The sequence below is a fragment of the Pseudomonas sp. Pseusp9 genome, assembly GCF_059491265.1.
Genome location: NZ_CP168500.1, coordinates 2,077,122 through 2,103,688 on the forward strand (window position 1 = coordinate 2,077,122; position 26,567 = coordinate 2,103,688).

Annotated in this window: 18 protein-coding genes; 13 read left to right on the plus strand and 5 right to left on the minus strand. The window is 60.3% G+C overall.

Annotation, left to right across the window (positions count from 1 at the left end; translation table 11 throughout):
* Nucleotides 1-29 precede the first annotated feature (29 nt).
* Both ACEN8E_RS09375 and xthA read right to left on the minus strand, forming a co-directional pair.
* On the minus strand, nt 30-1,370 hold the full coding sequence (locus ACEN8E_RS09375) for a substrate-binding domain-containing protein (RefSeq protein WP_495592360.1): 1,341 nt from the start codon (nt 1,368-1,370) through the stop codon (nt 30-32).
* A 193-nt stretch (nt 1,371-1,563) separates the two neighbouring features.
* Entirely contained in the window at nt 1,564-2,376 is an 813-nt protein-coding gene (gene xthA / locus ACEN8E_RS09380) for an exodeoxyribonuclease III (protein ID WP_495592361.1), read from the minus strand.
* 297 nt (nt 2,377-2,673) lie between these two features.
* Here xthA and ACEN8E_RS09385 point away from each other — a divergent pair, with 297 nt between their 5' ends.
* From ACEN8E_RS09385 to ACEN8E_RS09415, 7 genes are all read left to right on the plus strand, one after another.
* On the plus strand, nt 2,674-3,324 hold the full coding sequence (locus tag ACEN8E_RS09385) for a GNAT family N-acetyltransferase (RefSeq protein WP_495592362.1): 651 nt from the start codon (nt 2,674-2,676) through the stop codon (nt 3,322-3,324).
* A 65-nt stretch (nt 3,325-3,389) separates the two neighbouring features.
* Complete coding sequence (locus tag ACEN8E_RS09390) at nt 3,390-5,117, plus strand: autotransporter assembly complex protein TamA (RefSeq protein WP_495592363.1); 1,728 nt, start codon at nt 3,390-3,392, stop codon at nt 5,115-5,117.
* Nucleotides 5,114-8,785, plus strand: a complete 3,672-nt coding sequence (locus ACEN8E_RS09395; RefSeq protein WP_495592364.1) for a translocation/assembly module TamB domain-containing protein — start codon at nt 5,114-5,116, stop codon at nt 8,783-8,785. Before ACEN8E_RS09390 ends, ACEN8E_RS09395 begins: the two co-directional genes overlap by 4 nt.
* Before the next feature lie 980 nt (nt 8,786-9,765).
* Nucleotides 9,766-10,239 carry a MarR family winged helix-turn-helix transcriptional regulator gene (locus ACEN8E_RS09400; RefSeq protein ID WP_495592365.1) on the plus strand — a complete coding sequence of 158 codons (474 nt, stop codon included), beginning with the start codon at nt 9,766-9,768 and terminating at the stop codon, nt 10,237-10,239.
* Complete coding sequence (locus tag ACEN8E_RS09405; RefSeq protein ID WP_495592366.1) at nt 10,236-11,705, plus strand: efflux transporter outer membrane subunit; 1,470 nt, start codon at nt 10,236-10,238, stop codon at nt 11,703-11,705. Before ACEN8E_RS09400 ends, ACEN8E_RS09405 begins: the two co-directional genes overlap by 4 nt.
* Nucleotides 11,706-11,720: 15 nt before the next feature.
* Nucleotides 11,721-12,923 carry an HlyD family secretion protein gene (locus tag ACEN8E_RS09410; RefSeq protein WP_495592367.1) on the plus strand — a complete coding sequence of 401 codons (1,203 nt, stop codon included), beginning with the start codon at nt 11,721-11,723 and terminating at the stop codon, nt 12,921-12,923.
* 164 nt (nt 12,924-13,087) lie between these two features.
* Complete coding sequence (locus tag ACEN8E_RS09415; RefSeq protein WP_495592368.1) at nt 13,088-14,620, plus strand: DHA2 family efflux MFS transporter permease subunit; 1,533 nt, start codon at nt 13,088-13,090, stop codon at nt 14,618-14,620.
* A gap of 133 nt (nt 14,621-14,753) precedes the next feature.
* On the opposite strand, the gene lpxH is transcribed toward ACEN8E_RS09415, so the two are convergent.
* Together lpxH and ACEN8E_RS09425 are read right to left on the minus strand one after the other, a co-directional pair.
* Entirely contained in the window at nt 14,754-15,506 is a 753-nt protein-coding gene (gene lpxH, locus ACEN8E_RS09420; RefSeq protein WP_495592369.1) for a UDP-2,3-diacylglucosamine diphosphatase, read from the minus strand.
* The gene (locus ACEN8E_RS09425; protein ID WP_495592370.1) at nt 15,503-16,006 is read right to left on the minus strand and encodes a peptidylprolyl isomerase; all 504 of its coding nucleotides are present in this window, start codon (nt 16,004-16,006) and stop codon (nt 15,503-15,505) included. The genes lpxH and ACEN8E_RS09425 overlap by 4 nt, the downstream gene beginning before the upstream one ends.
* 251 nt (nt 16,007-16,257) lie before the next feature.
* Between ACEN8E_RS09425 and ACEN8E_RS09430 the strand changes: the two genes are divergently transcribed.
* From ACEN8E_RS09430 to ACEN8E_RS09440, 3 genes are all read left to right on the plus strand, one after another.
* On the plus strand, nt 16,258-17,955 hold the full coding sequence (locus ACEN8E_RS09430; RefSeq protein ID WP_495592371.1) for a glutamine--tRNA ligase/YqeY domain fusion protein: 1,698 nt from the start codon (nt 16,258-16,260) through the stop codon (nt 17,953-17,955).
* Between the two features lie 15 nt (nt 17,956-17,970).
* Nucleotides 17,971-19,353, plus strand: coding sequence for a cysteine--tRNA ligase (gene cysS / locus ACEN8E_RS09435; protein ID WP_322616746.1), 1,383 nt, complete (start codon nt 17,971-17,973; stop codon nt 19,351-19,353).
* Nucleotides 19,354-19,779: 426 nt separating this feature from the next.
* Complete coding sequence (locus tag ACEN8E_RS09440) at nt 19,780-21,048, plus strand: acyltransferase family protein (protein ID WP_495592372.1); 1,269 nt, start codon at nt 19,780-19,782, stop codon at nt 21,046-21,048.
* A 180-nt stretch (nt 21,049-21,228) separates the two neighbouring features.
* Here the strand turns inward: ACEN8E_RS09440 and ACEN8E_RS09445 are convergent, their stop codons facing one another.
* Nucleotides 21,229-23,082 carry a sigma-54-dependent Fis family transcriptional regulator gene (locus ACEN8E_RS09445; protein ID WP_495592373.1) on the minus strand — a complete coding sequence of 618 codons (1,854 nt, stop codon included), beginning with the start codon at nt 23,080-23,082 and terminating at the stop codon, nt 21,229-21,231.
* Between the two features lie 384 nt (nt 23,083-23,466).
* Between ACEN8E_RS09445 and ACEN8E_RS09450 the strand changes: the two genes are divergently transcribed.
* Genes ACEN8E_RS09450 through ACEN8E_RS09460 form a run of 3 tightly spaced genes read left to right on the plus strand, consistent with a single transcriptional unit; the run spans nt 23,467 to nt 26,560 of the window.
* Complete coding sequence (locus tag ACEN8E_RS09450; protein ID WP_495592374.1) at nt 23,467-24,561, plus strand: ABC transporter ATP-binding protein; 1,095 nt, start codon at nt 23,467-23,469, stop codon at nt 24,559-24,561.
* Nucleotides 24,561-25,697: an ABC transporter ATP-binding protein gene (locus tag ACEN8E_RS09455; protein WP_495592375.1), complete on the plus strand. Its 1,137-nt coding sequence runs from the start codon at nt 24,561-24,563 to the stop codon at nt 25,695-25,697. The genes ACEN8E_RS09450 and ACEN8E_RS09455 overlap by 1 nt, the downstream gene beginning before the upstream one ends.
* Nucleotides 25,694-26,560 (plus strand): carbohydrate ABC transporter permease, encoded by an 867-nt coding sequence (locus ACEN8E_RS09460; protein WP_196586120.1) that lies wholly within the window; start codon nt 25,694-25,696, stop codon nt 26,558-26,560. Before ACEN8E_RS09455 ends, ACEN8E_RS09460 begins: the two co-directional genes overlap by 4 nt.
* Nucleotides 26,561-26,567: the final 7 nt, after the last annotated feature.

Sequence of the window (26,567 nt, forward strand, 5' to 3'; positions counted from 1 at the left end):
TCAGCCGGCTCAACACAGCAACATCCGGCTCAATAAACCCAAACCTCAACCCGCCGATTCTTGATCCTTCCTTCATCGGCGCTATTGGCCGCTACCGGCATTTCGGCACCGAACCCACGGATCTCGCGAAACACCACGCCGCTCTTCACCAGCTCCCGCCGTACCGCCATGGCCCGCAGTTTCGACAACAGATCGGCGCGCGCCGGGTCGCTCTTGGCATCGCCAAACCCCACCAGCGTGACCTGTCCCTCGGTCTTGCCGTGCTGTTTCATATAGTCGAGCACCCGCCACAGGTCCTGTCGGGCCTTGTTGTCCAGGGTGGCGCTGCCTTCCTCGAAACGGAAGTTCACCGACAGTCGCTGCGCGTGACGGCTCAGCGCCTGATAACCCTCGGGCATCAGCGCATTGGGCGCCACGGCCATGGCCTGAACGGTTTGGGCGATAAAGCCGTTGGCGGCCACAATGGCTTGACCCTCAGTGCTTTGGGCAAAGGCCACCAGGGCCTTGGCCCAGGGATTTTGTTCGTTGGGTGGCAGGTAGAAGAACAAGCGGCGGGACAGCGGATAGTCTTCCGTGGCAATCAGGCTGTTGAGCGGCAGCATGGCTTGCGATTGACCATCGACAATGGCCACGGCTTTGGCCTGGCGCACGTAGGGTAAACCGATGAAACCGATGCCTTGTGGGTCTGCGCTGACCGCATCGGACAGTTGTTCGCTGGATTCGAAGCGTTTCGCCGCGCTGCCGAGGGTTTTCCCGCGACCACTGAGGACCAGTTCCTTGAAGGTGTCGTATGTCCCGGACTGATCATCCCGCGCATACAGATGAATCGCCCCGCCACGACCGCCGATGTCCTCCCAGGTCTTCACCTCGCCGCTGAAAATGCGCGCCAGTTGCACGGTGTCGAGTTGGTTCAGCGGATTGTCCGGGTGAAGGATGATCGCCAGGCCGTCGATGGCGATGACCTGTTCGGCGCTCGGGCTTTTCAGGTCACCGAGGGGCTGCAGGCTGGCCAGTTCGCTGTCCTTGATCGGGCGCGACGAGGCGGCCAGATCGGCACTGGCTGTTTTCAGCGCGGTGAAGCCGGTGCTGGAACCATGGGCTGCCACTTCAACCACGACCCGACGGCCCTGAACGGTTTCGCCGACTATGCGCAGTTCGTTGGCGGTGTCCGGGGTTTCACGGTGAATCCTGCGCAGGCCCTGTGCGCTCAGCAACCCCTCGACCAGCGCCGGCCCCAATGCCGCGCCGATGGTGTTGGAACCCTGAATGCGCAGCACCGGGCCGTGTTCGGGTGTCGGCAAGTCGCCGGCCGAGCCCGCCTGCGGCAAGCCCATGCACAGCATCAACAGGAACAACACGCGCAGCATCATGCCGGCACCTTATATAGCCAAAGGAGGTGTCGGGAGATTAAGTCAGTAAGGTTTCCGAAATGTGACGCTTTAACCAGATGTGGGAGCGAGCCTGCTCGCGAAGAGGCCGGCACAGCCAACATCTCCTACGCCTGACACTCCGCTTTCGCGAGCAGGCTCGCTCCCACAGTAGCTTGATGTGAATCTTGAACAGTCAGCTCAACTCAAGCCAGATCGGCGCATGGTCCGAAGGTTTTTCCATGCCGCGCAGTTCGTAGTCCACCCCGGCAGCCTTCACCCGTGGCAGCAAGCCCTGGGAGGCGAGGATCAGGTCGATACGCAGGCCACGCTTGGGCTCGTCTTCGAAGCCACGGCTGCGATAGTCGAACCAGCTGAAGGTGTCGGTCACGTCCGGGTTCAAGTGACGGAAACTGTCGACCAGGCCCCAGTTTTTCAGGCGGGCCATCCACTCGCGCTCCTCCGGCAGGAAGCTGCATTTGCCGGTTTTCAGCCAGCGTTTCATGTTGTCCGGGCCGATGCCGATGTCGCAGTCTTCCGGGGAGATGTTCACATCGCCCATCACCACCAGTGGCTGGTCGTTCTTGAACTGGCTTTCCAGCAATAGCTGCAAGTCGTTGTAGAAGCGTTCCTTGGCCGGGAATTTGGTCGGGTGGTCGCGGCTTTCGCCCTGTGGGAAATAACCGTTCATGATGGTCACCGGCACGCCGTTGGCGTCGGCGAAGGTGCCCCAGATGAAGCGTCGCTGGGCGTCTTCTTCGTCGGTGGCGAAACCTTTATGCAGGGCCAGCGGCTCCTGGCGCGAGAGCAGGGCGACGCCGTAGTGGCCCTTTTGCCCGTGGAAATACACGTGATAGCCCAGGGCCCTGACTTCATCGAGGGGGAACTGGTCGTCGTGGACCTTGGTTTCCTGCAGGCCGATCACATCGGGCTGGTGCTTTTCGATCAGCGCCGCCAGCTGATGGGGACGGGCGCGCAGCCCGTTGATGTTGAAGGAGACGATCTTCATGGTCGGCAGTCCTGGCAAAAGGGCGATGCTAGCTGACATGTGGGAATCGGGCCAGTGTGGGGTGAGGGGATTCGGTTTTGCCTGTCAGCGTTATGTGGGCAGTAATGGCCCCTTCGCGAGCGGGCTCGCTCCCACAGGGAATAGATGTGGTTTGTACCTTTGTGGGAGCGAGCCCGCTCGCGAAGGCGATTTCATTGCCTACACTGATTGCGGATCTGTAAGGAACTGTGTCGGTGCCAACCGGCTCGTAACAACAAGAGCGCAGCCTTCCGAGCTGTGCCGGGGAGATCAACCGTCATGCCCGAAACCTCGACCGCCATCGCCGATGTTCACATGCTCGGCAGCGGCTACGCCCGCGAAGCGCGTTCGCTGCTGTACCAGGCTTATCGACACGAGCCGACTTTCGGCTATTTGTTCGAAGCCGAACGCCCCGGTTACGAACAGCGGGTTCGCGCCACTGTGCGCGAACTGGTGACCCAGCATTTTCTCCAGGACCTGCCGGCCATCGGCCTGCTGGTCAACGACCGCCTGATCGGCATCGCCCTGATCGCACCGCCGCAACGTCGTCTTGGCGTCACCGAAAGTTGGGCCTGGCGCCTGCGCATGGTGCTCAGCACGGGGTTTCGCTGCACTCGTCGCTACCTCGAATATCACGCTGCCGTGGAGGCTTGCGTGCCGAACGACTCGGTGCACGTCCTGCCATTGCTGGGGGTACATCCGCAGTTCCAGGGCAAACACTTCGGCGAGCAATTGCTGCAGGCCGTGCACAACTGGTGCGCGGTGGATGAAAACTCACAGGGCGTGATTCTCGACACCGGCAATCCGCGTTATCTGGAGTTCTACAAGCGCCAGGGCTATGAAGAAATCGGCGAGGTCGCCGTAGGACCGGTTCGCGAACATGTGTTTTTTCACCCCAATCCCCAGGTGTTGCACAGCGCATCGGCTTAGATGGCGAACTTTCCTTGCGTGCCAGGCTCTATCACGCTCTCAAGCTCGTGATAGCATCCGCGCCTATGAAGTTTCCAGGAAGAAATACCAGCGGTGTGCTGATGCTGATGATCAGCTGCGCGGCGCTGGCACAAAGTGAATTGGATGTACGGGTCAAACCATCCAATGATGAGCTCAAGGCCAATATAGAAGGCTATATCGGCAGCCTCGGCGATCGCGATGAACAGGCGTTGCTGCGCTTCAGCCGTGGCGCCGAAGAACAGGCGCGCAAGGCCGCCCAGGCCTTGGGTTATTACCAGCCGCAGATCGACAGTGAGGTGAAGGGTGGCGACACGCCGCGCCTGGTATTGAAGGTCGACCCCGGTGAGCCGGTGCGTCTGCGCAATGTCACGGTGCGTGTCGATGGTCCGGCAGCCTCCCTCAAGTCCTTTCGAGTCCCCAAGAGCGACGCGCTCAAGCCCGGTGCCGTGCTCAATCATGGCCGCTACGAGGACGCCAAGCGCCTGATCCAGAATCAGGCTTCGCGGTATGGCTTTTTCAGCGGCCGTTTCACCCGTTCAAAGCTGTCGGTCGATCCCCGGGCCGGCGTCGCCGATATCGAATTGATCTATGAAAGTGGTCCGCGCTATACCCTGGGCAAGGTCAGCTTCGAGGGTGATACGCCGTTCGATGACGAGCTGCTGCAACGCATGGTGCCATTCAAGGCCGGTACGCCCTATGACTCGGAACTGATCGCCGAACTCAACCAGAACCTGCAATCGAGCGGCTACTTCGAGGGCGTGCGCGTGGACGCAGCACCCACGGCGTCCAAGGGCGATGCGATCCCGGTGGACGTCAAGCTTGAAACCCGCAAGCCACGGACCATGGGCCTGGGCCTGGGTTTCTCCACCGACGTCGGCCCACGGGCCAAGGCCAACTGGACCCGGCACTGGGTCAACGCGCAAGGGCACAGTTACGGTTGGGAGGCCGAAATCTCGGCGCCGCGGCAAAACGTCGGGCTGTTCTACGACATTCCGCTGGACCCACCGCTGACGGACAAACTGCGTTTTGCCGGCGGCTATCAGAATGAGGACATCGCGGGCACCGACACCCACAGCAAGCTGCTGACCCTGGGTCCCGAGTGGCACAGCAAATTGCCCAGCGGCTGGCAACGGGTGGTGTCGCTGAAGTGGCAGCGCGAGGATTACCAACTGGGTGACGACTCGGGACTCAGTAACTTGCTGATGCCCGGTGTGAGCTATTCGTACCTAAAAAGCGACAACCGCATCGACCCGCACAACGGTTATCGCCTGCAATTCGAAAGCAAGGTGGCCAAGGAAGGACTGGGTTCCGACAGCAACCTGATCTACGGCACGGCATTGGTCAAAGGCCTGACCACGGTGTTCGACAACCATCGCTTCCTCGGGCGGGTGCAGGTCGGCGGCAGTGCCACCAACGGTTTCAAATCGGTGCCGCCGTCGTTGCGCTTCTTCGCCGGTGGCGACCAGAGTGTGCGCGGTTACGACTATCAGAGCCTGTCCCCGGAGAACTCCGACGGTGACCGCATCGGTGGTCGCTACATGGTGGCCGCCAGTGCGGAGTATCAGTATTCCATCGCCGAAAAATGGCGGGTCGCGACCTTTGTCGATCAGGGCAACTCCTTCAATACACTTGAACTGCCGAATCTCAAGACCGGGGTCGGTATCGGCGTGCGCTGGGTATCGCCGGTGGGGCCGATCCGCCTCGACCTGGCGCATGCGCTGGACGACGATGGCGGCATTCGACTGCACTTTTCCATGGGGCCTGAGCTGTGAAGCGTGGTTTGAAAGTAACGCTGCTGGCGATGGCCGCGCTGTTGATGCTGGTTGTCCTGACACTGGCCACGGTGTTGGGCACGGCGACGGGCAGCCGCTGGGCGTTGGGCTTTGTGCCGGGTTTGACCCTGGATAACTTCCAGGGCCGGCTGGGCGGGCAGTGGAGTGCCGACCGGGTGTTGTGGCAACAGGACAACAACCGGGTCGAGCTGAGCCAGGTGATTTTTGCCTGGTCGCCGCTGTGCCTGACCCGCATGACTTTGTGCATCGAGCAGTTGCAGGCCGATCAGGTCAGCCTGACCTTCCCGCCGGGTGCGGAAGAACCGGGCAGCGGCCCGATCACGCTGCCGGAACTCAAGTTGCCGTTGGCCATCGAGCTTGGAGCGGTCAAGGTCGGCCGCCTGCTGTTCAACGGCAGCGAAGAGCTCAAGGGTTTGCAGCTGGCGGCGCACTGGACGGCGGCCGGTTTGCAGATCGACGCGGTATCGTTACAGCGCGAAGACCTGAGCCTGAACCTGTCCGGCCTGCTGCAACCGAGCGGTCACTGGCCGCTCAGCGCCGAAGGCCAACTGACCCTTTCGTCGACGCCTGAGCCCTTGGCACTGGCGCTGAAGATCGACGGCGACCTGCTGAAAACCCTGAACCTGAAAGCCGACAGTAGCGGTTACCTCAACGGACAACTGACCGGTGAACTGCAACCGCTGGTGGAAAACCTGCCGGCCAGGGTGCGAATCACCGCCGATGGCTTCAAGCCCGGTGCCGATCTGCCGGACACCCTGCAACTCAATCAGCTTGAGCTCACGGGTGCCGGCGACTTGAAGAACGGCTACGCGCTGCTCGGCAAAGCCACGCTGCCCGCCGAGCAAGGGCCGGTCGCCCTGGCGCTGCAAGGCAAGGTCGACGCCAGGGGCGCACAGATCGCCGCGCTGGACCTGACCGCCAACGACAAGCAAAGCCTCAAGCTCACCGGGCAGCTGGACTGGAGCAAAGGCCTGAGCGCCGAGGCGAAGATCGACTGGCTGGACTTCCCGTGGCACCGTCTCTATCCGTTGATCGACGAGCCGGAGGTGGCGTTGCGCCGCTTCAACGGCGAGGTGTCCTACACCGACGGCAAGTACCTCGGTCATTTTGACGCGGCGGCAGATGGTCCGGCTGGCGCGTTCACCCTGGCCAGTCCGTTCGCGGGCGACCTGACGAAAATCTACCTGCAACAGATTCAACTCCAGGCCGGGCAGGGCAAGGCCGAAGGGCACCTGAACCTGCAATTCGCCGACGGCATCGCCTGGGATACCGCGCTGGATTTATCGGCGATCAACCCGGCGTACTGGGTCGGGGAGCTGCCGGGCACCCTGGCCGGACCGTTGCGCAGTCAGGGCGAGATGAAGAACGACACGCTCAGCCTCAATGCCGACCTGGACCTCAAGGGCAAACTGCGCGGGCAACCGGCGGTGATCCAGGCCAAGGCCGATGGCCGTGGCGAGCAATGGAACCTCTCCGCCCTGCAAGTTCGCCTCGGCGATAACAGCATCAGCGGCAAAGGCAGCCTGCAACAGAAACTCGCCGGGCAGATCGATCTCAAGCTGCCGCGCCTGGCCCAGCTCTGGCCGCAACTGCGTGGCCAACTCAATGGCCGCGTGGATGTCGCCGGCACACTCAAGGCGCCCCAAGGCAAGCTTGACCTGCAAGGCTCGCAACTGGCCTTCCAGGACAGTCGCCTGCAAAGCCTGAACATCGACGCCACGCTGGACAGTGCACAACGGGCGAAAATCGACCTCAAGGGCAGCGGCATCCAGACCGGCGACACCGCACTGGGAACGCTGACCGCCAGCGGCCAGGGCGACATCAAAAACCAGAAGCTGAGCCTCGACCTGCAAGGGCCGAAGCTGAAACTGGCCCTGGGCCTGGACGGTGCGCTGGACAAGGGCAATTGGCGCGGACGTTTGGCCAGCGGTGATATCCAGGCCGGTGGTCAGGACTGGAAGCTGCAAGGGCCGGCGAAACTCGAACGCCTGGCGGACGGCAAAATCAACTTTGGCGCCCATTGCTGGGCATCCGGCCAGGCCAGCCTGTGCGGTGAAGACTCGCGCCTCATGCCCGAGCCGAAGCTGCGTTATCACCTCAAGCAATTCCCGATCGACAGCCTCGCACAGTGGTTGCCGAAGGATTTCGCCTGGCAGGGCCGGCTCAATGCCGACCTGCAACTGGACCTGCCGGCCAGTGGTCCGAACGGCCAGATCAGCGTCGATGCCGGTGGCGGCACCTTGCGTATCAAGGAAAAGGACCAGTGGCTGGACTTCCCCTACCAGACCTTGAAGCTCACCAGCAAACTCACGCCCAAACGCATCGACACCGAACTCGATTTCGTCGGTGGCAAGCTCGGTGAACTGATGGTGCAGGCGCAGCTCAATCCGTTGCCGAAGAACAAACCGCTGAGTGGCTCGTTCCGCTTGAGCGGGCTGGACCTGTCGGTGGCACGACCGTTTGTGCCCATGGTCGAAAAGCTGGCCGGGCGCCTGAATGGCAGTGGCACGATTTCCGGCGGGCTGTTGGCGCCGCAGGTCAATGGCAGCCTGCAACTCAGCGACGGCGTGGTGGCCGGGCCCGAGTTGCCGATGGAGTTGCAGAACCTGCACGTTCAAGCGCTGATTGCCGGTGAAAGCGTACAGCTCAATGGCGGCTGGAACAGCGGCAAGGCCGGGCAGGGCAGCCTGAGCGGCAACATCGCCTGGGGCCAGGCGCTGGTGGTGGATCTGGCGCTCAAGGGGACGCAGTTGCCGGTCACTGTCGAGCCTTACGCCAAGCTTGAAGTCGCACCGGACCTGAAGATCTCGATGAAGGGCGACGAGCTGGCCATCGCCGGCAAAGTGCTGGTGCCCAAAGGCGAGATCACCATTCGCGAGTTGCCGCCGTCGACGGTCAAGGTCTCCGATGACACGGTGATCGTCGGCCAGCAAACCGAGCAGGGCAAGCCGCCGCTAGCCATGAAGATGGACATCGAAGTGCTGGTCGGCGAGGACAAGTTGAGCTTTGCCGGGTTTGGCCTGACGGCCAATGTGCAAGGGCATGTGCACATCGGCGACAACATGGACACCCGTGGCGAGCTGTGGCTCAACGACGGCCGCTATCGCGCCTACGGCCAGCGGCTTTCGGTGCGCCGGGCGCGCTTGCTGTTTGCCGGGCCCATCGATCAGCCGTACCTGGACATCGAGGCCATTCGCAAGACCGACGACATCATCGCCGGCATCCGTTTGAGTGGCAGCGCCGAGCAGCCGACCACGCAGATCTTCTCCGAACCGGCCATGAGCCAGGAGCAGGCCCTGTCTTATCTGGTGCTCGGGCGTCCGCTGAGCAGCAATGGCGAAGACAACAACATGCTCGCCCAGGCGGCCCTCGGTCTGGGCCTGATGGGCAGTGCCGGGGTGACGGGCGATCTGGCGAAGAACCTGGGGATCCAGGACTTCCAGCTCGACACCCAGGGCAGCGGCACCACCACCAGTGTGGTGGCCAGCGGCAATATCTCCGAGAAGCTCAGCCTGCGCTATGGCGTTGGCGTGTTCGAACCGGCCAACACCATCGCCTTGCGCTACAAGCTGAGCAAAAAGGTCTACCTCGAAGCCGCCGGCGGCGTGGCCAGTTCGCTGGACATCTTCTACAAGCGGGATTTCTAATTCTCAATCAAGCGGCGGTTCGGCAATCCGGTTTGCCTGCTCAGGCGGCCTGATAGCCGGCGTTTGCTTTGTTGACTGAGTACATATCCGTTTTTTGGGTTATGGCGACTGGTGGTTTCGCCCTTACGGCGAGTTCCTTTTGTCAAACGACACAAAAGGAACCAAAAAGTCTCGCCCCTTACGTACGGCCCCTCGCTTGGGCTCGGGGTTCCTTCGCTCCGGCATTCATCCGGGGGCATTGCCCTACGGTTTGCTTCGCTGCACCTCCCTGCAATGTGTGCGGCTTCGCCGCACGGCGCTGCGCGCCAATCCCCGGATGAACGCCTCCGCTCAGCCTGCCGAGGGGGCGGGTGGATCAAGATCAAGAGCGGCAGGCGAGCTAACGCTCGGCCCTGTAGGAGCGAGCTTGCTCGCGATGGTCGTCAACGATAACGCGGGCTGTCTGAATGCCCGCGTTGTCCTGGCGTTTTTAGCGAGCAAGCTCGCTCCTACAGGGAAACGGGGGCACCAGCCAAAGTCAGGTCGGCTGTCAGGCCGCCTCGCTTTGGCTTTTGCGGTGTACGCCCCCTCGAGAGGTCGAGCGCAGGTTCTGCGCAGTGGGCAACCCGGCATGGATGCCGGGTTAGCCGCGTACGGCCATGGATGGCCGATCGCGGCGGGCCCACGGAGCAGGACCGGAGCGAGGGAATGCCGAGCCTTGGCGAGGCACCGAACGTCAGGGGCAAGAGCCCTTGGTTACTTGGGGCTCTTCCAAGTAACCCGCTGTAAGAGCGGAACCAATAGTCGCCGTTACCTCAGCAACGGATATGTACACCATCAACAATAAGGTCAGAAAAGCGGTGACATCCGTCTATGACCACAAAACCCGACACCACCAGTCAACTATTTACCAAGCCAGCTAACTATTACGTTGACATTCGCTGCCTAGGCAGTAACATTTCGACATGTATTCACTGCCTAGGCAGCTAATTGGTGGCCAGATGAAACATTTCTCCCCGGACGATTTCCACAATTGCCATCTCGGCCTGTTGCTCGGACGTGCCGCGCTGCTCAAGGACCGGATTCTCGACACCCGCATGGAACCCCACGGCATCACCGCCGCGCAGTTCAAGGTGTTGATCATCATGGCCCAGTACGGCGTCGATTCGCCGGGCGAGTTGTGCCGTCACCTGTCCCTCGACAGTGGCTCGATGACGCGCATGCTCGATCGTCTGGAACAGAAAGGTTTCCTTGCCCGCCAACGCTCCGACGCGGATCGCCGCCAGGTACAGCTTGTGCTCACGGAAGAAGGCCAGAAGCTCGCCGGGCTGTTGCCGCACATCGGCGCCGAAGCCATGAATGAACTGGCCGGTGCCATCACTCCAGAGGAGCTGAAAACCCTGGAGCTGATCCTGAAGAAAATTTTGCTGGCAGCCGGTGACCCGATCACTGTGCTGCGTGTAGGTGATAAATGAGCAGTAAACCCTTGCGTACCGGCTTGAGCCTGGTGCTGTTGGCCATGAGCGTCGTCGGTTGCGCCAGTTACAGCGGCCTGAAGACCGAAGGTGTCAAACTCGACGCGAAGAGCCTCAAGGCCGGGCAATCCCTCAGTGGCGTGACCCTGTCGCCGGCCGCCTGGCCGAAAAGCGACTGGTGGAAAAGCCTCGGCGACCCGCAACTCGACGGGCTGATCCGCGAGGCCCTGCGCGACAGCCCGGACATGCAAATTGCCGACGCCCGTGCCCATCAGGCCAGTGCCGCAGCCTACGCCGCCGACGCCGCCCGGATGCCGACCCTGGATGCCAGCGCCGGTGTCAGCCGCTCGCGCCTGGCCCGGGACCAGGACCCGCGCGGGCAGGGTGACGCTTACGCCACCATTCGCAACATCAGCGCCGGTTTCAACTACAACTTCGACCTGTGGGGCGGTCAGCGCGACGCCTGGGAAGCCGCCCTCGGCGAGGCCCGTGCCGCTGAAGTGGACCAGCAGGCTGCGCAACTGACGCTGGTCGCCGATGTCGCCCGGGCCTATAGCGATCTCGGACAGGCGCACATCGTCTATGACCTGTCCAGCGAAGACCTCAAGCGCACCCGGCAAATGCTCGAACTGAGCCAGCGGCGCCTGACTGCCGGGATCGACAGCCAGTACCAGTTCCAGCAGACCGAAAGCCTGGAAGCCACCTCCCAGGCCAACCTGATCGACGCGCAAAAGCACCTGAACAGCGCGAAAATCGCCCTCGCGGTACTGCTCGGCAAAGGCCCTGACCGCGGCAATGAAATTGCCCGACCCAACATTCTTCAGCCGAGCGTGGTAGCGCTACCTTCGGTGCTGCCGGCCGAACTGCTCGGGCGTCGCCCGGACCTGGTGGCTGCGCGCTGGCGGGTCGAGGCAGCGAGCAAAAGCATCGACGCCGGCAAGACCCGGTTCTATCCCAATTTGAACCTCAGCGCCGCTGCCGGTGCCGAATCCTTGTTGGGCGATGCGATGTTTGGTTCGGCCAGCCGCTTCTTCAACATTGCACCGACGATTTCTGTGCCGATCTTCGACGGTGGCCGCTTGCGCGCCGACCTCGATTCGCGTGACGCCGATTACGACCTCGCCGTGGCGCAGTACAACAAAAGCCTGGTGAAGGCGCTGGGGGATGTCAGTGACAGCATCAACCAGTTGCGCGATATCGGCCGGCAAATCGCTGCCCAGCAGCACGCCACCGACATTGCCCAGGACTCCTACAACACCGTGGTCCAGCGTTACGGTTCCGGCATCGGCAACTACCTGGACGTGCTCAGCATCGAGCAGCAATTGCTCCAGGCCCAGCGTCAGCTGGCCAACCTGAATGCCGAGCAGATTGACCTGTCGATCCAACTGATGCAGGCGCTGGGCGGCGGTTTCCAGCCTGAGGCCATGGCCTCGGCCGATGCCACTCCAGCCACGCTGACCCACTAATTCAAGGTACTTGTCATGGCCACTGCCGATACAACTCAACCTCCTGAAAACACCCAGGGCAACCCCAATTCGGGCAAGCGCAAGTTCATGCTGTTGGTGCTGGCTGCCGCTGTCGTGCTCAGCGGCGCGGGCGTCTGGGCCTACCACGAGTTTTACGGGCGCTGGAGCGAAAGCACCGACGACGCCTATGTGAACGGCAACGTGGTGGAAATCACGCCGCTGGTCACCGGCACCGTGGTCAGCATCGGCGCCGATGATGGCGATCTGGTGCATGAAGGCCAGGTGCTGGTGAACTTCGACCCGAACGACGCCGAAATCGGCCTGCAAAACGCCCAGGCCAATCTGGCCCGCACGGTGCGCCAGGTGCGTGGCCTGTACAGCGATGTGGATGGCATGAAAGCCCAGGTCAACGCCCAGAAAGCCGAAGTGCAAAAGGCCCAGGACAATTTCAGCCGGCGCAAGAACCTCGCCGCCGGCGGGGCGATTTCCCAGGAAGAACTGTCCCACGCCCGCGACGACCTGGCCTCGGCGCAAAACGCCTTGGCCAACGCCGAGCAAAAGCTCAAGACCACCAGCGCGCTGGTCGATGACACCGTGGTTTCATCGCACCCGGACGTGATGGCCGCCGCTGCGCAACTGCGCCAGGCTTACCTGAACAACTCACGCAGCGTCCTGATTGCACCGGTCACCGGTTACGTGGCCAAGCGTTCTGTACAACTGGGCCAACGCGTGCAACCGGGCACCGCGCTGATGGCGGTGATTCCGCTGAATCAGCTGTGGATCGACGCCAACTTCAAGGAAACCCAGCTGCGTGACATGCGCATTGGCCAGCCGGTCGAGATCGAAACCGACCTCTATGGCAGCGACGTCAAATACACCGGCACCATCGACAGCCTTGGCGCCGGGACCGGCAGCGCCTTTGCCCTGCTGCCGGCGCAGAACGCCACTGGCAACTGGATCAAGATCGTGCAGCGTGTGCCGGTGCGTATCCACGTCAACGCCGAAGAGTTGGCCAAACACCCGTTGCGGGTCGGCCTGTCGACCATGGTCGACGTGAACCTGCGCGACCAGAGCGGGCCGGTGCTGGCGCAACAGCCACCGCAGAAGGCTTCGTTCAGCACCAACGTCTACGACCGTCAGTTGGCCGAGGCCGACGCGATGATCACCCAATTGATCCACGACAACAGCGCCGCGGTCAGCAAGACCGCGCAACGCTGATATGCCATCACATTGACCCTGTGGGAGCGAGCCTGCTCGCGATTGCGGACTGACATTCAACATCAATGTCGACTGAACCGACGCCTTCGCGAGCAGGCTCGCTCCCACAGGGTTAGCTGCGTCTGTAACGGGCGCAGCGCCACCTGAGCTTCAAAGGATTTGCGATGAGCAATAACGCGTCTTTCACACCGCCCAGCCTGTTGCTCAGCACCATCGGCCTGTCGCTGGCGACTTTTATGCAAGTGCTCGATACCACCATCGCCAACGTGGCGTTGCCGACGATCTCCGGCAACCTGGGCGTGAGTTCGGAGCAGGGCACCTGGGTGATCACCTCGTTTGCGGTGAGCAACGCCATCGCCTTGCCGCTGACCGGCTGGCTCAGTCGGCGCTTTGGCGAGGTGAAGCTGTTTGTCTGGGCGACACTGCTGTTCGTGCTGGCCTCGTTTTTGTGCGGGATTTCCACGTCCATGCCCGAGCTGGTGGGCTTTCGGGTGCTGCAAGGAGTAGTGGCCGGACCGCTGTACCCAATGACCCAGACCCTGCTGATCGCGGTGTACCCACCGGCGAAACGGGGGCTGGCCCTGGCATTGCTGGCGATGGTCACGGTGGTCGCGCCGATTGCCGGGCCGATCCTCGGCGGCTGGATCACTGACAGCTACAGTTGGCCGTGGATTTTCTTCATCAATGTGCCAATCGGCTTGTTCGCTGCCTGGGTGGTGACGCAGCAGATGAAAAAGCGCCCGGTGGTCACCAGCCGCCAACCGATGGATTACGTCGGCCTGATCGCACTGATCATCGGCGTCGGGGCGCTGCAGATCGTGCTCGACAAGGGCAACGATGCCGACTGGTTCGAATCGAGCTTCATCATTATCGGCTCGGTGATTTCGGTGGTGGCCCTGGCGTTCTTCATCATCTGGGAAATGACCGACGAGCATCCGGTGGTCAACCTGCGCCTGTTCGCCCATCGCAACTTCCGTTACGGCACCATCGTGCTGATTCTGGGGTACGCCGGGTTCTTCGGGATCAACCTGATCCTGCCGCAGTGGCTACAAACGCGACTGGGCTACACCGCGACCTGGGCCGGTTTTGCCGTGGCACCGCTGGGGATCCTGCCGGTTCTGCTGGCGCCGTTTGTCGGTAAATACGCGCCGAAGTTCGATATGCGCGTGCTGGCGGGCGGGGCGTTCCTGGCCATCGGCCTGAGCTGTTTCATGCGCGCAGGCTTCACCAATGAAGTGGACTTCCAGCACATCGCGCTGGTGCAACTGTTCATGGGTATAGGCGTGGCGCTGTTCTTCATGCCGACCCTGACCATCCTGCTGTCGGACCTGCCACCGAGCCAGATTGCCGACGGTTCCGGGCTGGCGACGTTCTTGCGGACCCTGGGCGGCAGTTTCGCGGCATCGTTGACCACCTGGATCTGGATTCGCCGGGCCGATCAACACCATGCCTACCTGACCGAAAGCATCACCCCGTTCGACCCGGCGACGCGCGAAGCGCTGACCCAGCTGGGCGGGGCAGGGGCCAAGGCCTACACGCAGCTGGAGCAGACGGTGATCAGCCAGGCGTACATCATGTCCACGGTGGATTACTTCACCTTGCTGGGCTGGATGTTCATGGGGCTGATCCTGATTGTCTGGCTGGCCAAGCCGCCGTTTACCGCCAAGGCCGGGCCTGCGGCATCCGCGGGCCACTAAACTCCACACAACCCCTGTAGGAGCGAGCCTGCTCGCGATGGACTTCAGGGCAGCGCGATTAGTCAGGAAATACGCGTTACCGTTAACGTCCATCGCGAGCAGGCTCGCTCCTACAAGGTTTTGTGTTTGGCAGTCAGTTTGCAGGTGCTGCCAACTGCGGTGGCGGCGCGAAATCAAAGGGCGCCAGGGCAAACCCTTGCTCATCCACCTGCAACGCCCAGCCCTGACGATCCCAATCCCCCAGCACAATGCGCCGGGCCGCCTGCTCGCCCAGCTGCAACTTGTGAATCGCGGGACGGTGGGTATGCCCGTGGATCAGGGTTTTCACGCCGTATTGCTGCATGATCCGCGGAATCTCTTCGGGCGTGACATCGACGATGTCATTGGCCTTCATCCGTGTTTGCGCACGGCTTTCACTGCGCAGCTTGCGCGCCAGCTTGTGCCGGGTGCGCAGCGGCAGATTGCGCAGGATGAACAGGGTGATCGGGTTACGCAGGTAGCGACGCAGCTTCATATAGCTTTCGTCGCGGGTACAGAGGCTGTCGCCGTGCATCAGCAGCACTGGCTCGCCGTTGAGTTGCACGACACTCGGATCCTTCAACAATGTGCAGCCGGCTTCTTTGCAGAACGCCTTGCCGAGCATGAAGTCGCGATTGCCGTGCATCAGGAAAATGGCCGTGCCGCTGTCGCTGAGGTCGCGCAGGGCCTGGCAGATGGAGCGCTGGAAGGGGGTCATGGCGTCGTCGCCAATCCACACCTCGAAGAAGTCGCCCAGAATGTACAACGCACTCGCCGAGCGGGCGCGTCCGGCGAGCAAATCCAGAAACGCCCGGGTAATGTCCGGGCGCTCCTCTTCCAGATGCAAGTCTGAAATCAGCAGTATCACTCAATGATCTCGGCTTTCTCGATGATCACGTCGTCTGCCGGTACGTCCTGGTGGCCGGCCTTGGAAGTGGTGGACACGCCTTTGATCTTGTCGACAACGTCGGTGCCGGCGGTCACTTTACCGAATACCGCGTAGCCCCAGCCTTGAACGTTCTTGCCGCTGTGGTTCAGGAAGCTGTTGTCCGCCACGTTGATGAAGAACTGGGCGGAAGCCGAATGCGGCTCCATGGTGCGGGCCATGGCGATGGTGTACTTGTCGTTGGAAAGACCGTTGTCAGCTTCGTTCTGAATGCTTGGACGCTTGTCTTTCTTTTCTTTCATGCCTGGCTCGAAACCGCCGCCCTGGATCATGAAGTTACCGATGACGCGGTGGAAAACAGTGTTTTCGTAGTGACCGGCTTTGACGTACTCGACGAAGTTGGCCACGGTGATCGGGGCTTTTTCGGCGTTCAGTTCGATGACGATGTCGCCAAAGTTGGTAGTCAGTTTGACTTGGGTCATGATCGTTACTCATTTAAGGAATTCGTGGTTTTGGGACATGCCATCCCGCAACCGGTTCAGCCTGTCTCGGCCAAGGTGCGCAGTTTAGCGTGACAGGCACGAAATTCGAGGCTGTTTTTTCATTTACGGCCTATTAAATGCGACGGTTTACAGAGCGCGCTCTGTCAGGGCCTTGACAGCATCGGCTATGATAGCGGCTTTGTTTTGTCCGGCCTTCATTACGGCCATGCACCTGTACGTTCAAGGATCCTATGAGCAAGCCCACTGTCGACCCTACCTCGAATGCCAAGACCGGCCCTGCCGTGCCGGTCAACTTCCTGCGGCCGATCATCCAGGCAGACCTGGACTCGGGCAAGCACACGCAAATCGTCACCCGTTTCCCGCCTGAACCCAACGGCTACCTGCACATCGGCCACGCCAAGTCGATCTGCGTGAACTTCGGCCTTGCCCAGGAGTTCGGCGGCGTCACGCACCTGCGTTTCGACGACACCAACCCGGCCAAGGAAGACCAGGAATACATCGACGCGATCGAAAGCGACGTCAAATGGCTGGGCTTCGAATGGTCCGGTGAAGTGCGCTACGCCTCGCAGTATTTCGACCAGCTGCACGACTGGGCCGTCGAACTGATCAAGTCCGGCAATGCCTACGTCGACGACCTGACCCCTGAACAGGCCAAGGAATACCGCGGCACTCTGACCGAACCGGGCAAGAACAGCCCGTTCCGTGACCGTTCGGTGGAAGAGAACCTGGACCTGTTCGCGCGCATGAAGGCCGGCGAGTTCAAGGACGGCGCACGCGTGCTGCGGGCGAAGATCGACATGGCCTCGCCGAACATGAACCTGCGCGACCCGATCATGTATCGCATCCGCCACGCTCACCACCACCAGACCGGCGACAAGTGGTGCATCTACCCGAACTACGACTTCACCCACGGTCAGTCGGACGCCATCGAAGGCATCACCCATTCGATCTGCACCCTGGAATTCGAAAGCCACCGTCCGCTGTACGACTGGTTCCTCGACAACCTGCCGGTGCCGGCGCACCCGCGTCAATACGAGTTCAGCCGCCTGAACCTGAACTACACCATCACCAGCAAGCGCAAGCTCAAGCAGCTGGTCGATGAAAAACACGTCAACGGCTGGGACGACCCGCGCATGTCCACGCTGTCGGGTTTCCGCCGCCGTGGCTACACGCCGAAATCGATCCGCAACTTCTGCGAAATGATCGGCACCAACCGTTCCGACGGCGTGGTCGACTTCGGCATGCTCGAATTCAGCATCCGCGACGACCTCGACCACAGCGCCCCGCGTGCCATGTGCGTGTTGCGTCCGCTGAAAGTCGTGATCACCAACTACCCGGAAGGCCAGGTCGAGAACCTCGAACTGCCGTGCCACCCGAAAGAAGACATGGGCGTGCGCGCGTTGCCATTCGCCCGTGAAATCTACATCGACCGTGAAGACTTCATGGAAGAGCCGCCGAAGGGCTACAAGCGCCTGGAACCGGCCGGTGAAGTGCGTCTGCGTGGCAGCTACGTGATCCGTGCCGACGAAGCGATCAAGGACGCCGATGGCAACATCGTCGAACTGCGCTGCTCGTACGACCCGGACACCCTGGGCAAGAACCCGGAAGGCCGTAAGGTCAAAGGCGTGATCCACTGGGTGCCGGCCGCTGCCAGCGTCGAGTGCGAAGTGCGCCTGTACGATCGCCTGTTCCGTTCTGCGAACCCGGAGAAGGCCGAAGACAGCGCCAGTTTCCTGGACAACATCAACCCTGACTCGCTGCAGGTACTCACCGGTTGTCGTGCCGAGCCTTCGCTGGGCAACGCACAGCCGGAAGACCGTTTCCAGTTCGAGCGCGAAGGTTACTTCGTCGCCGATCTCAAGGACTCGAAACCAGGTCAGCCGGTATTCAACCGTACCGTGACCCTGCGTGATTCGTGGGGCCAGTGATTCAAGGAAGTTAACGTGCTTACGATTTACAACACGCTCACCAAGAGCAAAGAAGTCTTCAAGCCGCTCGATGGCAACAAGGTGCGCATGTACGTGTGCGGCATGACCGTGTACGACTACTGCCACCTCGGTCACGGCCGTAGTATGGTCGCCTTCGACCTGGTGACGCGCTGGCTGCGCTTTAGCGGCTACGATCTGACTTATGTGCGCAATATCACCGACATTGACGACAAGATCATCAATCGGGCCAACGAGAACGGCGAGTCGTTCGAAGCCTTGACCGAGCGCATGATCGCGGCGATGCACGAAGATGAAGCGCGCCTGAACATCAAGAAGCCGGACATGGAGCCGCGTGCCACGGATCACATCCCGGGCATGCACGCGATGATCCAGACCCTGATCGACAAGGGGTACGCCTACGCTCCGGGCAATGGCGACGTGTACTACCGCGTCGGCAAGTTCATGGGCTACGGCAAGCTGTCGCGCAAGAAGATCGAAGACCTGCGCATCGGCGCCCGCATCGAAGTCGACGAGTCGAAACAGGACCCGCTGGACTTCGTGCTGTGGAAAGCCGCCAAGCCGGGCGAACCGAGCTGGGAGTCGCCGTGGGGCGCCGGGCGTCCGGGCTGGCACATCGAGTGCTCGGTGATGTCGACCTGCTGCCTGGGCGAGACCTTCGACATTCATGGCGGCGGCAGCGACCTCGAGTTCCCGCACCACGAAAACGAAATCGCCCAGAGCGAAGCGGCCACCGGCAAGACCTACGCCAACGCGTGGATGCATTGCGGCATGATCCGCATCAATGGCGAGAAGATGTCCAAGTCCTTGAACAACTTCTTCACCATTCGCGACGTGCTCGACAAGTACCACCCGGAAGTCGTGCGTTACCTGCTGGTGTCGAGCCACTACCGCAGCGCCATCAACTACTCGGAAGACAACCTCAAGGACGCCAAGGGTGCCCTGGAGCGTTTCTACCACGCGTTGAAAGGCCTGCCGAACGTGGCTCCGGCGGGCGGCGAAGCCTTCGTCGAGCGCTTCACCCAGGTGATGAACGACGACTTCGGTACGCCGGAAGCCTGCGCGGTACTGTTCGAGATGGTTCGCGAGATCAACCGCCTGCGCGAGAGCGATCTGAACGCAGCGGCCGGTCTGGCAGCCCGTTTGAAAGAACTGGCCAGCGTGCTGGGCGTGTTGCAGCTGGAAGCCGATGACTTCCTGCAGGCCGGTGCCGAAGGGCGGGTGGATGCCGCGCAAGTCGAGGCGCTGATTGCCGCGCGCCTGGCGGCACGTGCCGGCAAGGACTGGGCCGAATCCGACCGCATCCGCGACCAGCTCACCGCCATGGGCGTGGTGCTGGAAGACGGCAAGGGCGGCACGACCTGGCGACTGGCTGACTGATTGCCTTGTTGGCTACGCCTTTTACAAAAGCACAAACCCGCCTTTTGCGGGTTTAACGAGATGGTCAGCCTGACCGAGAAGCCCTGCAGGTTTACGCTTGCAGGGCTTTTCTCGTTTTCGGCCGCAGGATCTCTCATGAACACGATGACGCTTCTCGGTATCGACATCGGCAAACACGGCTTCCACCTGCATGGCCAGGATCTGAGAACGTTAACGTGCTGCAGGTGCGGGGCACCGGATTGACCTGGTGCAGCAAATGAACAGCCGGTTGGCCGTGCACACTCATGCTCCTGGACCCGCACCGGGTCCGAGTGATGCGGCAGCATTCATGGCTGATGCCACAAGAGCTGCATCACTTTCTGCCAAGCCACAAACAATCACGCGCTAAATATTTCGGAGTTCGTTTTTGGTGGTGATAAATTTGAAGTGTTTGCAATAGTCCGTTTGATTGCTTATGTGTTCTATGTTTGTCGCTTTTTACGGCTTGGGAAACAGATAAAGGAGCCAGCCACCGCTTCGCCCGTGCTAACATTTTGCACAGATTTTTCTGGGGAAGGGGGCGAGACTGTGCGTCAGAAAGAAAACAACATTGATGCGGCGCGAGGCGTAGCAATTTTACTGGTGATATTTGTACATACATCACAGCTTGTACCCGGTATAGGAGAGATGGCTAGAAAACTCATAGGGCTGGGCCAGTTCGGGGTTCAGCTGTTCTTTGTGGTATCTGCTTATACACTTTGCATGTCATTCGAGCGTAGAAGTGGCGAGAGGAATAGCGTGTCTGCATTCTATATTCGCCGTTTTTTCAGAATTGCGCCTTTGTACTATATGGGTATAGTGATTTATTTTGTTGTTAGGTATTTGGATAGTCATTATTCAGCTACTGCGCTTTTTGGTGTAGGCAGTTATACCTTCAAAAATATAATGGCTAATGTTTTTTTTGTTCATGGGTTTGTGCCTGATGCGAATAATACGATTGTGCCAGGCGGTTGGTCGATCGGAACGGAAATGGCGTTTTATTTGATATTTCCAACGCTTTTTCCTATTGTAAAAAAAGTCGTTAAGGATAGGGATATAAAATTTCTAGCGCTGCTTCTTATCTCCGTCTTGGTGGTTAATCTAATTCTGGAAATGGAGGTTTTAAGCAGGATTTTTAACATTCAGTTCATAAATAACGGCTTTCTTTACTTCAATATAATTAATCAGCTACCGGTTTTTCTTGTTGGGATGGGGGCATATTTTTATTTTAAAGATAACAGGGGTGACATATCAAATTTGCATTTGGCTATTGTTTCTGCTGTGGCCGGTGTTCTGCTGGTTGGGTGTTGGTTTTGGGAATCTGAATCGGCATCCACTTTTACGCCAGGGCTCTCCGCGGTTTTTTTCACCTCTTTGATGGAATTGATGTCGAGGACAGGTAGTCATAAGGCCGCCATAGGAAAAATCGGCCGCCTGTCATTCTCTATGTATATATTCCACTTTATCTTTGCGTGGAATGTTGTGCCTTTGTTTTTTAGCCATTTTTTGAGTGACATCAATCCTTTGTTAAAGTTTTTGGTGTCTTATGTTTTGGTGGTTCTCTTTACTTATTTAATTGCCGTTATTACCGAGCGGTTGATTGAGCAGCAAGGTATCAGCCTCGGTTCCAAACTAATCAAGAAAATTCAATGCGCTCCGCAAAAATATAGTGTGTAGAACTTGCGTCATTCGTGACAGGGGCTTCGGCCCCTGTTTTTTTGTGCGCCTGGCATGGCGCGTTGCGCGCAAACGCAACCAACCTGGCTACGACGCAAATCCAATGTGGGAGCAGCGGTGCGACGATTCGGCTTGCTCGTCAATGGTCTCAGGCCGAACATCGCCAGTGCCGATCACTCGTCATTCCGTCTGGCGTAGTCGCTTGTAAAGGGTATTACGGCTTACTCCGAGCCTGCGCGCCAGATGGGAAATGTTCCCTCCAACCGCCTGTAACTGCAGATTCAACTCTTCGGCATCATCTAGATCAACCGTCAGTGGCTCCGGCGTCTCCACCGGTTCCATCTCCAGATCGACAAAAAAATCATCCGGCAAATGCTCCGGTCGTACCGGCTGTTCCTCGGCCATGGCCAAGGCCACCTGAATCACGCTGCTGACCTGGCGCAGGTTGCCCGGCCAGGGGTGGTGGTCGAACAACTCCAGCACTTCACGGCTCAAACCGGCCCACTGGCTCGGCTCCCGGTGCTGCTCCCAAAGGCGTTTGAACAGCGCCTGCTTGTCGCTGCGCTCGCGTAGCGGTGGCAACTCCAGGGTCAAACCGCCGATGCGGTAGTACAGATCCTCGCGGAATCGCCCCAGTTGCACCTGTTCGCGCAAGGAGCGGTTGGTCGCGGAAATGATGCGGATATCCACCGGGAACAACTCGCTGCTGCCCACCGGTTGCACGCAACGCTCCTGCAACACGCGCAGCAGGCGGGCCTGGGTCGGCAGCGGCATGTCGCCGATTTCGTCGAGGAACAGCGTGCCTTTGTCGGCCTTGCGGATCAGGCCGATGCTGCCTTTCTGGTTGGCCCCGGTGAACGCGCCTTTCTCGTAGCCGAACAGCTCAGACTCCACCAGTTCGGCGGGGATCGCTGCACAGTTCACGGCGATCAATGCCTGTTTGTTTCGTGAGCTGGCCTGGTGCAAGGCCTTGACGAAGACTTCCTTGCCGACCCCGGTTTCGCCGTGGATCAACAGCGGGATGTCTTTTTCCAGCAGGCGTTCGGCCTGGCGCACGGCCTTTTCCACACGGCTGTCACCGAAGTGCAGGGTGTTGAGGCTGATCGCCGCCGGTGTCGGGTTTGCCACGACAGGTTCGGCGCTCTTGTTTTCAGAAAATAGCCGCGGCTGGATCGGAGCCTGCTTCGGCCTTTTCAGCAGGCACTGGAAGCGATTGCGTCCCGAGGCTTGCAGGGAGAAGGGCAGGCCTTCGGGTTGATTCAACAATTCCAGCAACGAGACCTTGAACAGGCTCTCGACACTGACCCGCGACAGTCGCACCCCCAGCAGATTGTCGGCACGGCGGTTGGCCGACAGCACCTGACCGGTTTCATCGAAGATCAGCAAGCCGGCCCATTGGCTGTCGAGGTTGTTCAGGCCGGTGTTGAAGGTCAGCTGGAAATGCTGGCCGCGGAACAGGTTGAGGATCAGCCGGTTCTCCACGGTCTGGCTCATCATCTTGACCATGCCCAGGGTGTGGGATGGCGGCAGGTAGCTGTCGCTGGACACATCCAGCACCGCGATCACCTTGCGCTCGGCATCGAAAATCGGCGCGGCGGAACCGGTCATGAAGCGGTTGGCCTTGAGGAAATGTTCGTCGTGCTCGATGTGCACGGCCTGTTCGCAGGCCAGGGCGGTGCCAATGGCGTTGGTCCCGGTGCAACGTTCCATCCAGCTGGCGCCGGCGCTGAAGCCTCGGGCGAGTTTGGGTTCGATAAAGCGCTGCGTCCCCCATGACGTGAGCACCTGGCCCTGATGGTCGGCAAGCATGATCAGGCAGTTGGAATTGCTCAGGATGTTCTCGTAGTAGGGCAGCACTTCCTGATGGGTGGTTTGTACCAGTGAATGCTGGCTCTCCAGCAGTTGCGCGATGCCCGCGGCCGGCAATTGATCGAATGCCGGTGTGCTCTGATGGTCGAGGCCGAATGCGCGACAGCGGGACCAGGAGTCCTGGATGATGGCGTCGTGGGACAGCGGCGAGGCGGGTGCGGCCATGGCAGTCGATCTCTGGGCAAACTTTTATTGTTGTTATGGATACTTCAAATCACATGGCCCCTGTAGGAGCGAGCTTGCTCGCGATGGACTTGAAGTCGCCTCGTCCCTTCAGGCAGCCCTCGTCATCGTTGACCTCCATCGCGAGCAAGCTCGCTCCTACAAGGGCCGGAAAACGGTCTGTAGAGTGTTGTTCACTAATGTTCATTGTCAACCGTTGAAGTGTTCAGTTGTTCAGTCACGGCTGTTCATTTGTGTTCAGCAACGAACGTGACTCCGTAGTCATTTTCAGGAATTTCAAACTGAATCAACCGCTTGCAATTTCTGGCACAAATGTCGCTATACAGCTGCGGTCGCTTGATTCCAAAAATAAAAAAAGGCCGAGCCATGTCATTAACCCTGGAGCATGTCAGCCGCACCGTCGAGGGCCAGACCTGGATCGACGATGCCAACCTGAGTTTTGAACCCGGTTCCTTCAACGTTCTGCTGGGGCGCACGCTGTCCGGCAAAACCAGCCTGATGCGCTTGATGGCCGGGCTGGACAAGCCCGACAGCGGTCGCATCCTGATGAATGGCGTCGACGTCACCCAGCGCCCGGTGCGCTTGCGCAACGTGTCGATGGTGTATCAGCAGTTCATCAATTATCCGACCATGACCGTCTTCGAGAACATCGCCTCGCCGCTGCGCCAGGCCGGTGTGTCCAGCGAGCTGATCCAGAGCAAGGTGCTGGAAACCGCGAAGATGCTGCGTATCGAGAAGTTCCTCCAGCGCCATCCCCTCGAGCTCTCCGGCGGCCAGCAACAACGCACGGCCATGGCCCGGGCGCTGGTCAAGGATGCCGAACTGATCCTGTTCGACGAGCCGCTGGTCAACCTCGACTACAAGTTGCGCGAAGAGCTGCGTCAGGAAATGCGCGAGCTGTTCAAGGCACGCCATACCATCGCGATCTATGCCACCACCGAACCCAACGAAGCCCTGGCCCTGGGCGGCACCACGACCATTCTTCACGAAGGCCGGCTGATCCAGAGCGGCCCGTCTTCCTCGGTCTATCACCAGCCGCAATCGGTGCTGGCGGCGGAGCTGTTCTCCGAGCCGCCGATCAACCTGATGCCGGGACGCATTGCCGGCAACGAAGTGAGTTTCGCCAACTTCGTGCACTTTCCGTTGAACGTCGACTTGCGTCCGGTGGGCGAGGGCGAGTTTCGCTTCGGCGTGCGGCCCAGCCATATCTCGCTGGTGCCGAGCAACGACGACGATCTTGAACTGGCGGTGACCGTCGAGGTGGCCGAGATCAGCGGTTCGGAAACCTTCCTGCACGTGCGCAACGAGCATTTCCTGCTGGTGCTGCACTTGCCCGGTGTTCACGAATACGACGTCGATGCACCGATCCGCATCTATATCCCGACCCATAAACTGTTTGTGTTCGATACGCAGGGGCGGCTGATACAGGCGCCGGGCCGGCGTGTCGCGAGGGTTGCCTGATGGCCGAAATCCGTTTGCAGAACCTCGCCCACAGCTATACCAAAACACCGGGTGGTCCCGAGGATTACGCGATCCGCGAGATGGACCACATTTGGGAGCAGGGCGGCGCCTACGCGTTGCTCGGTCCTTCGGGCTGCGGCAAGTCGACCTTGCTCAACATCATTTCCGGGCTGCTCAGCCCGTCCCAGGGCCATGTGTTGTTCGACGGCAAGGCAGTCAACAACCTGACCCCGGAGAAGCGCAACATTGCCCAGGTTTTCCAGTTTCCGGTGGTCTACGACACTATGACGGTGTTCGACAACCTGGCCTTCCCCTTGCGCAACCAGGGCATGTCCGAGGCGAAGATTCATACCAAAGTGCAGGAAATTGCCGAAGTCCTCGACCTGCAGAATCTACTGAGCAAAAAGGCCCGCAACCTCACCGCCGATGAAAAACAGAAAGTCTCCATGGGCCGTGGCCTGGTGCGCGATGACGTGTCGGCGATCCTCTTCGACGAGCCGCTGACAGTGATCGACCCGCACCTGAAGTGGAAGCTGCGGCGCAAGCTCAAGCAGATCCACGAGCAGTTCAATATCACCATGGTCTACGTCACCCACGATCAACTGGAGGCCTCGACCTTCGCCGACAAGATCGCGGTGATGTACGGCGGGCAGATCGTGCAATTCGGTACGCCAAGGGAGTTGTTCGAGCGGCCGAGCCATACCTTTGTCGGCTATTTCATTGGCAGCCCGGGGATGAACCTGATCGAAGTGCAGCCACAGCCGGGGGGCGTCGGGTTCGCCTCGACCCACCTGCCGCTGTCCGAGGCCATGCAACAGCGTATCGCCGAATCCGAATGGAAATCCCTGAAGGTCGGCATTCGCCCGGAGTTCGTCCATGTGTGGGACGAAGCCTTTGATGACGCGCTGCGGGCACAGGTCGTACACGTCGAAGACCTCGGCACCTACAAGATCATGACGCTCAACCTCGACGGCGTGCCGCTGAAGGTGCGCCTGGCCGAAGACAAAGCAGTGCCGCAAAGCACGGCCTTCATCAGTTTTCCGGGGCAATGGCTGATGGTCTACGCCGACGAATTCCTCCTGGAAACCCAAAGCATTGATGAAGCGTCTGCCAACAAAAAAGAGGCACAGCCATGAACAAGGTGCAGAACAACAAGGCCTGGTGGCTGGTGCTGCCGGTGTTCCTGCTGGTGGCGTTCAGTGCGGTGATCCCGATGATGACCGTGGTCAACTATTCGGTGCAGGACATTTTCGACCAGTCCAGCCGCTATTTCGTCGGCGCCGACTGGTACAGGCAGGTGCTGCTCGACCCGCGCCTGCATGACTCGCTGCTGCGTCAGTTCATCTATTCCGCCTGTGTGCTGCTGATCGAAATCCCTTTGGGCATCGCCATCGCCCTGACCATGCCGACCAAGGGCCGCTGGTCTTCGGTGGTGTTGATCGTGCTGGCGATCCCGTTGCTGATCCCGTGGAACGTTGTGGGCACCATCTGGCAGATCTTCGGCCGCGCCGATATCGGCCTGCTCGGTTCGAGCCTCAACGCCATGGGCATCAGCTACAACTATGCGGCCAATACCATGGACGCCTGGGTCACCGTGCTGGTGATGGACGTCTGGCACTGGACCTCGCTGGTGGCGCTGTTGTGCTTCTCCGGGTTGCGGGCGATTCCGGATGTGTATTACCAGGCGGCGCGGATCGACCGTGCCTCGGCCTGGGCGGTGTTCCGGCATATCCAGTTGCCCAAGCTCAAGAGCGTGCTGCTGATCGCCGTGATGCTGCGGTTCATGGACAGTTTCATGATCTACACCGAGCCGTTCGTACTCACTGGCGGCGGTCCCGGCAATGCCACGACCTTCCTCAGCCAGACCCTGACCCAGATGGCCGTAGGTCAATTCGACCTGGGGCCGGCAGCGGCATTCTCGCTGGTGTACTTCCTGATCATCCTGTTGGTGTCGTGGCTGTTCTACACCGCCATGACTCACTCTGACGCCAACCGCTGAGGCCCGC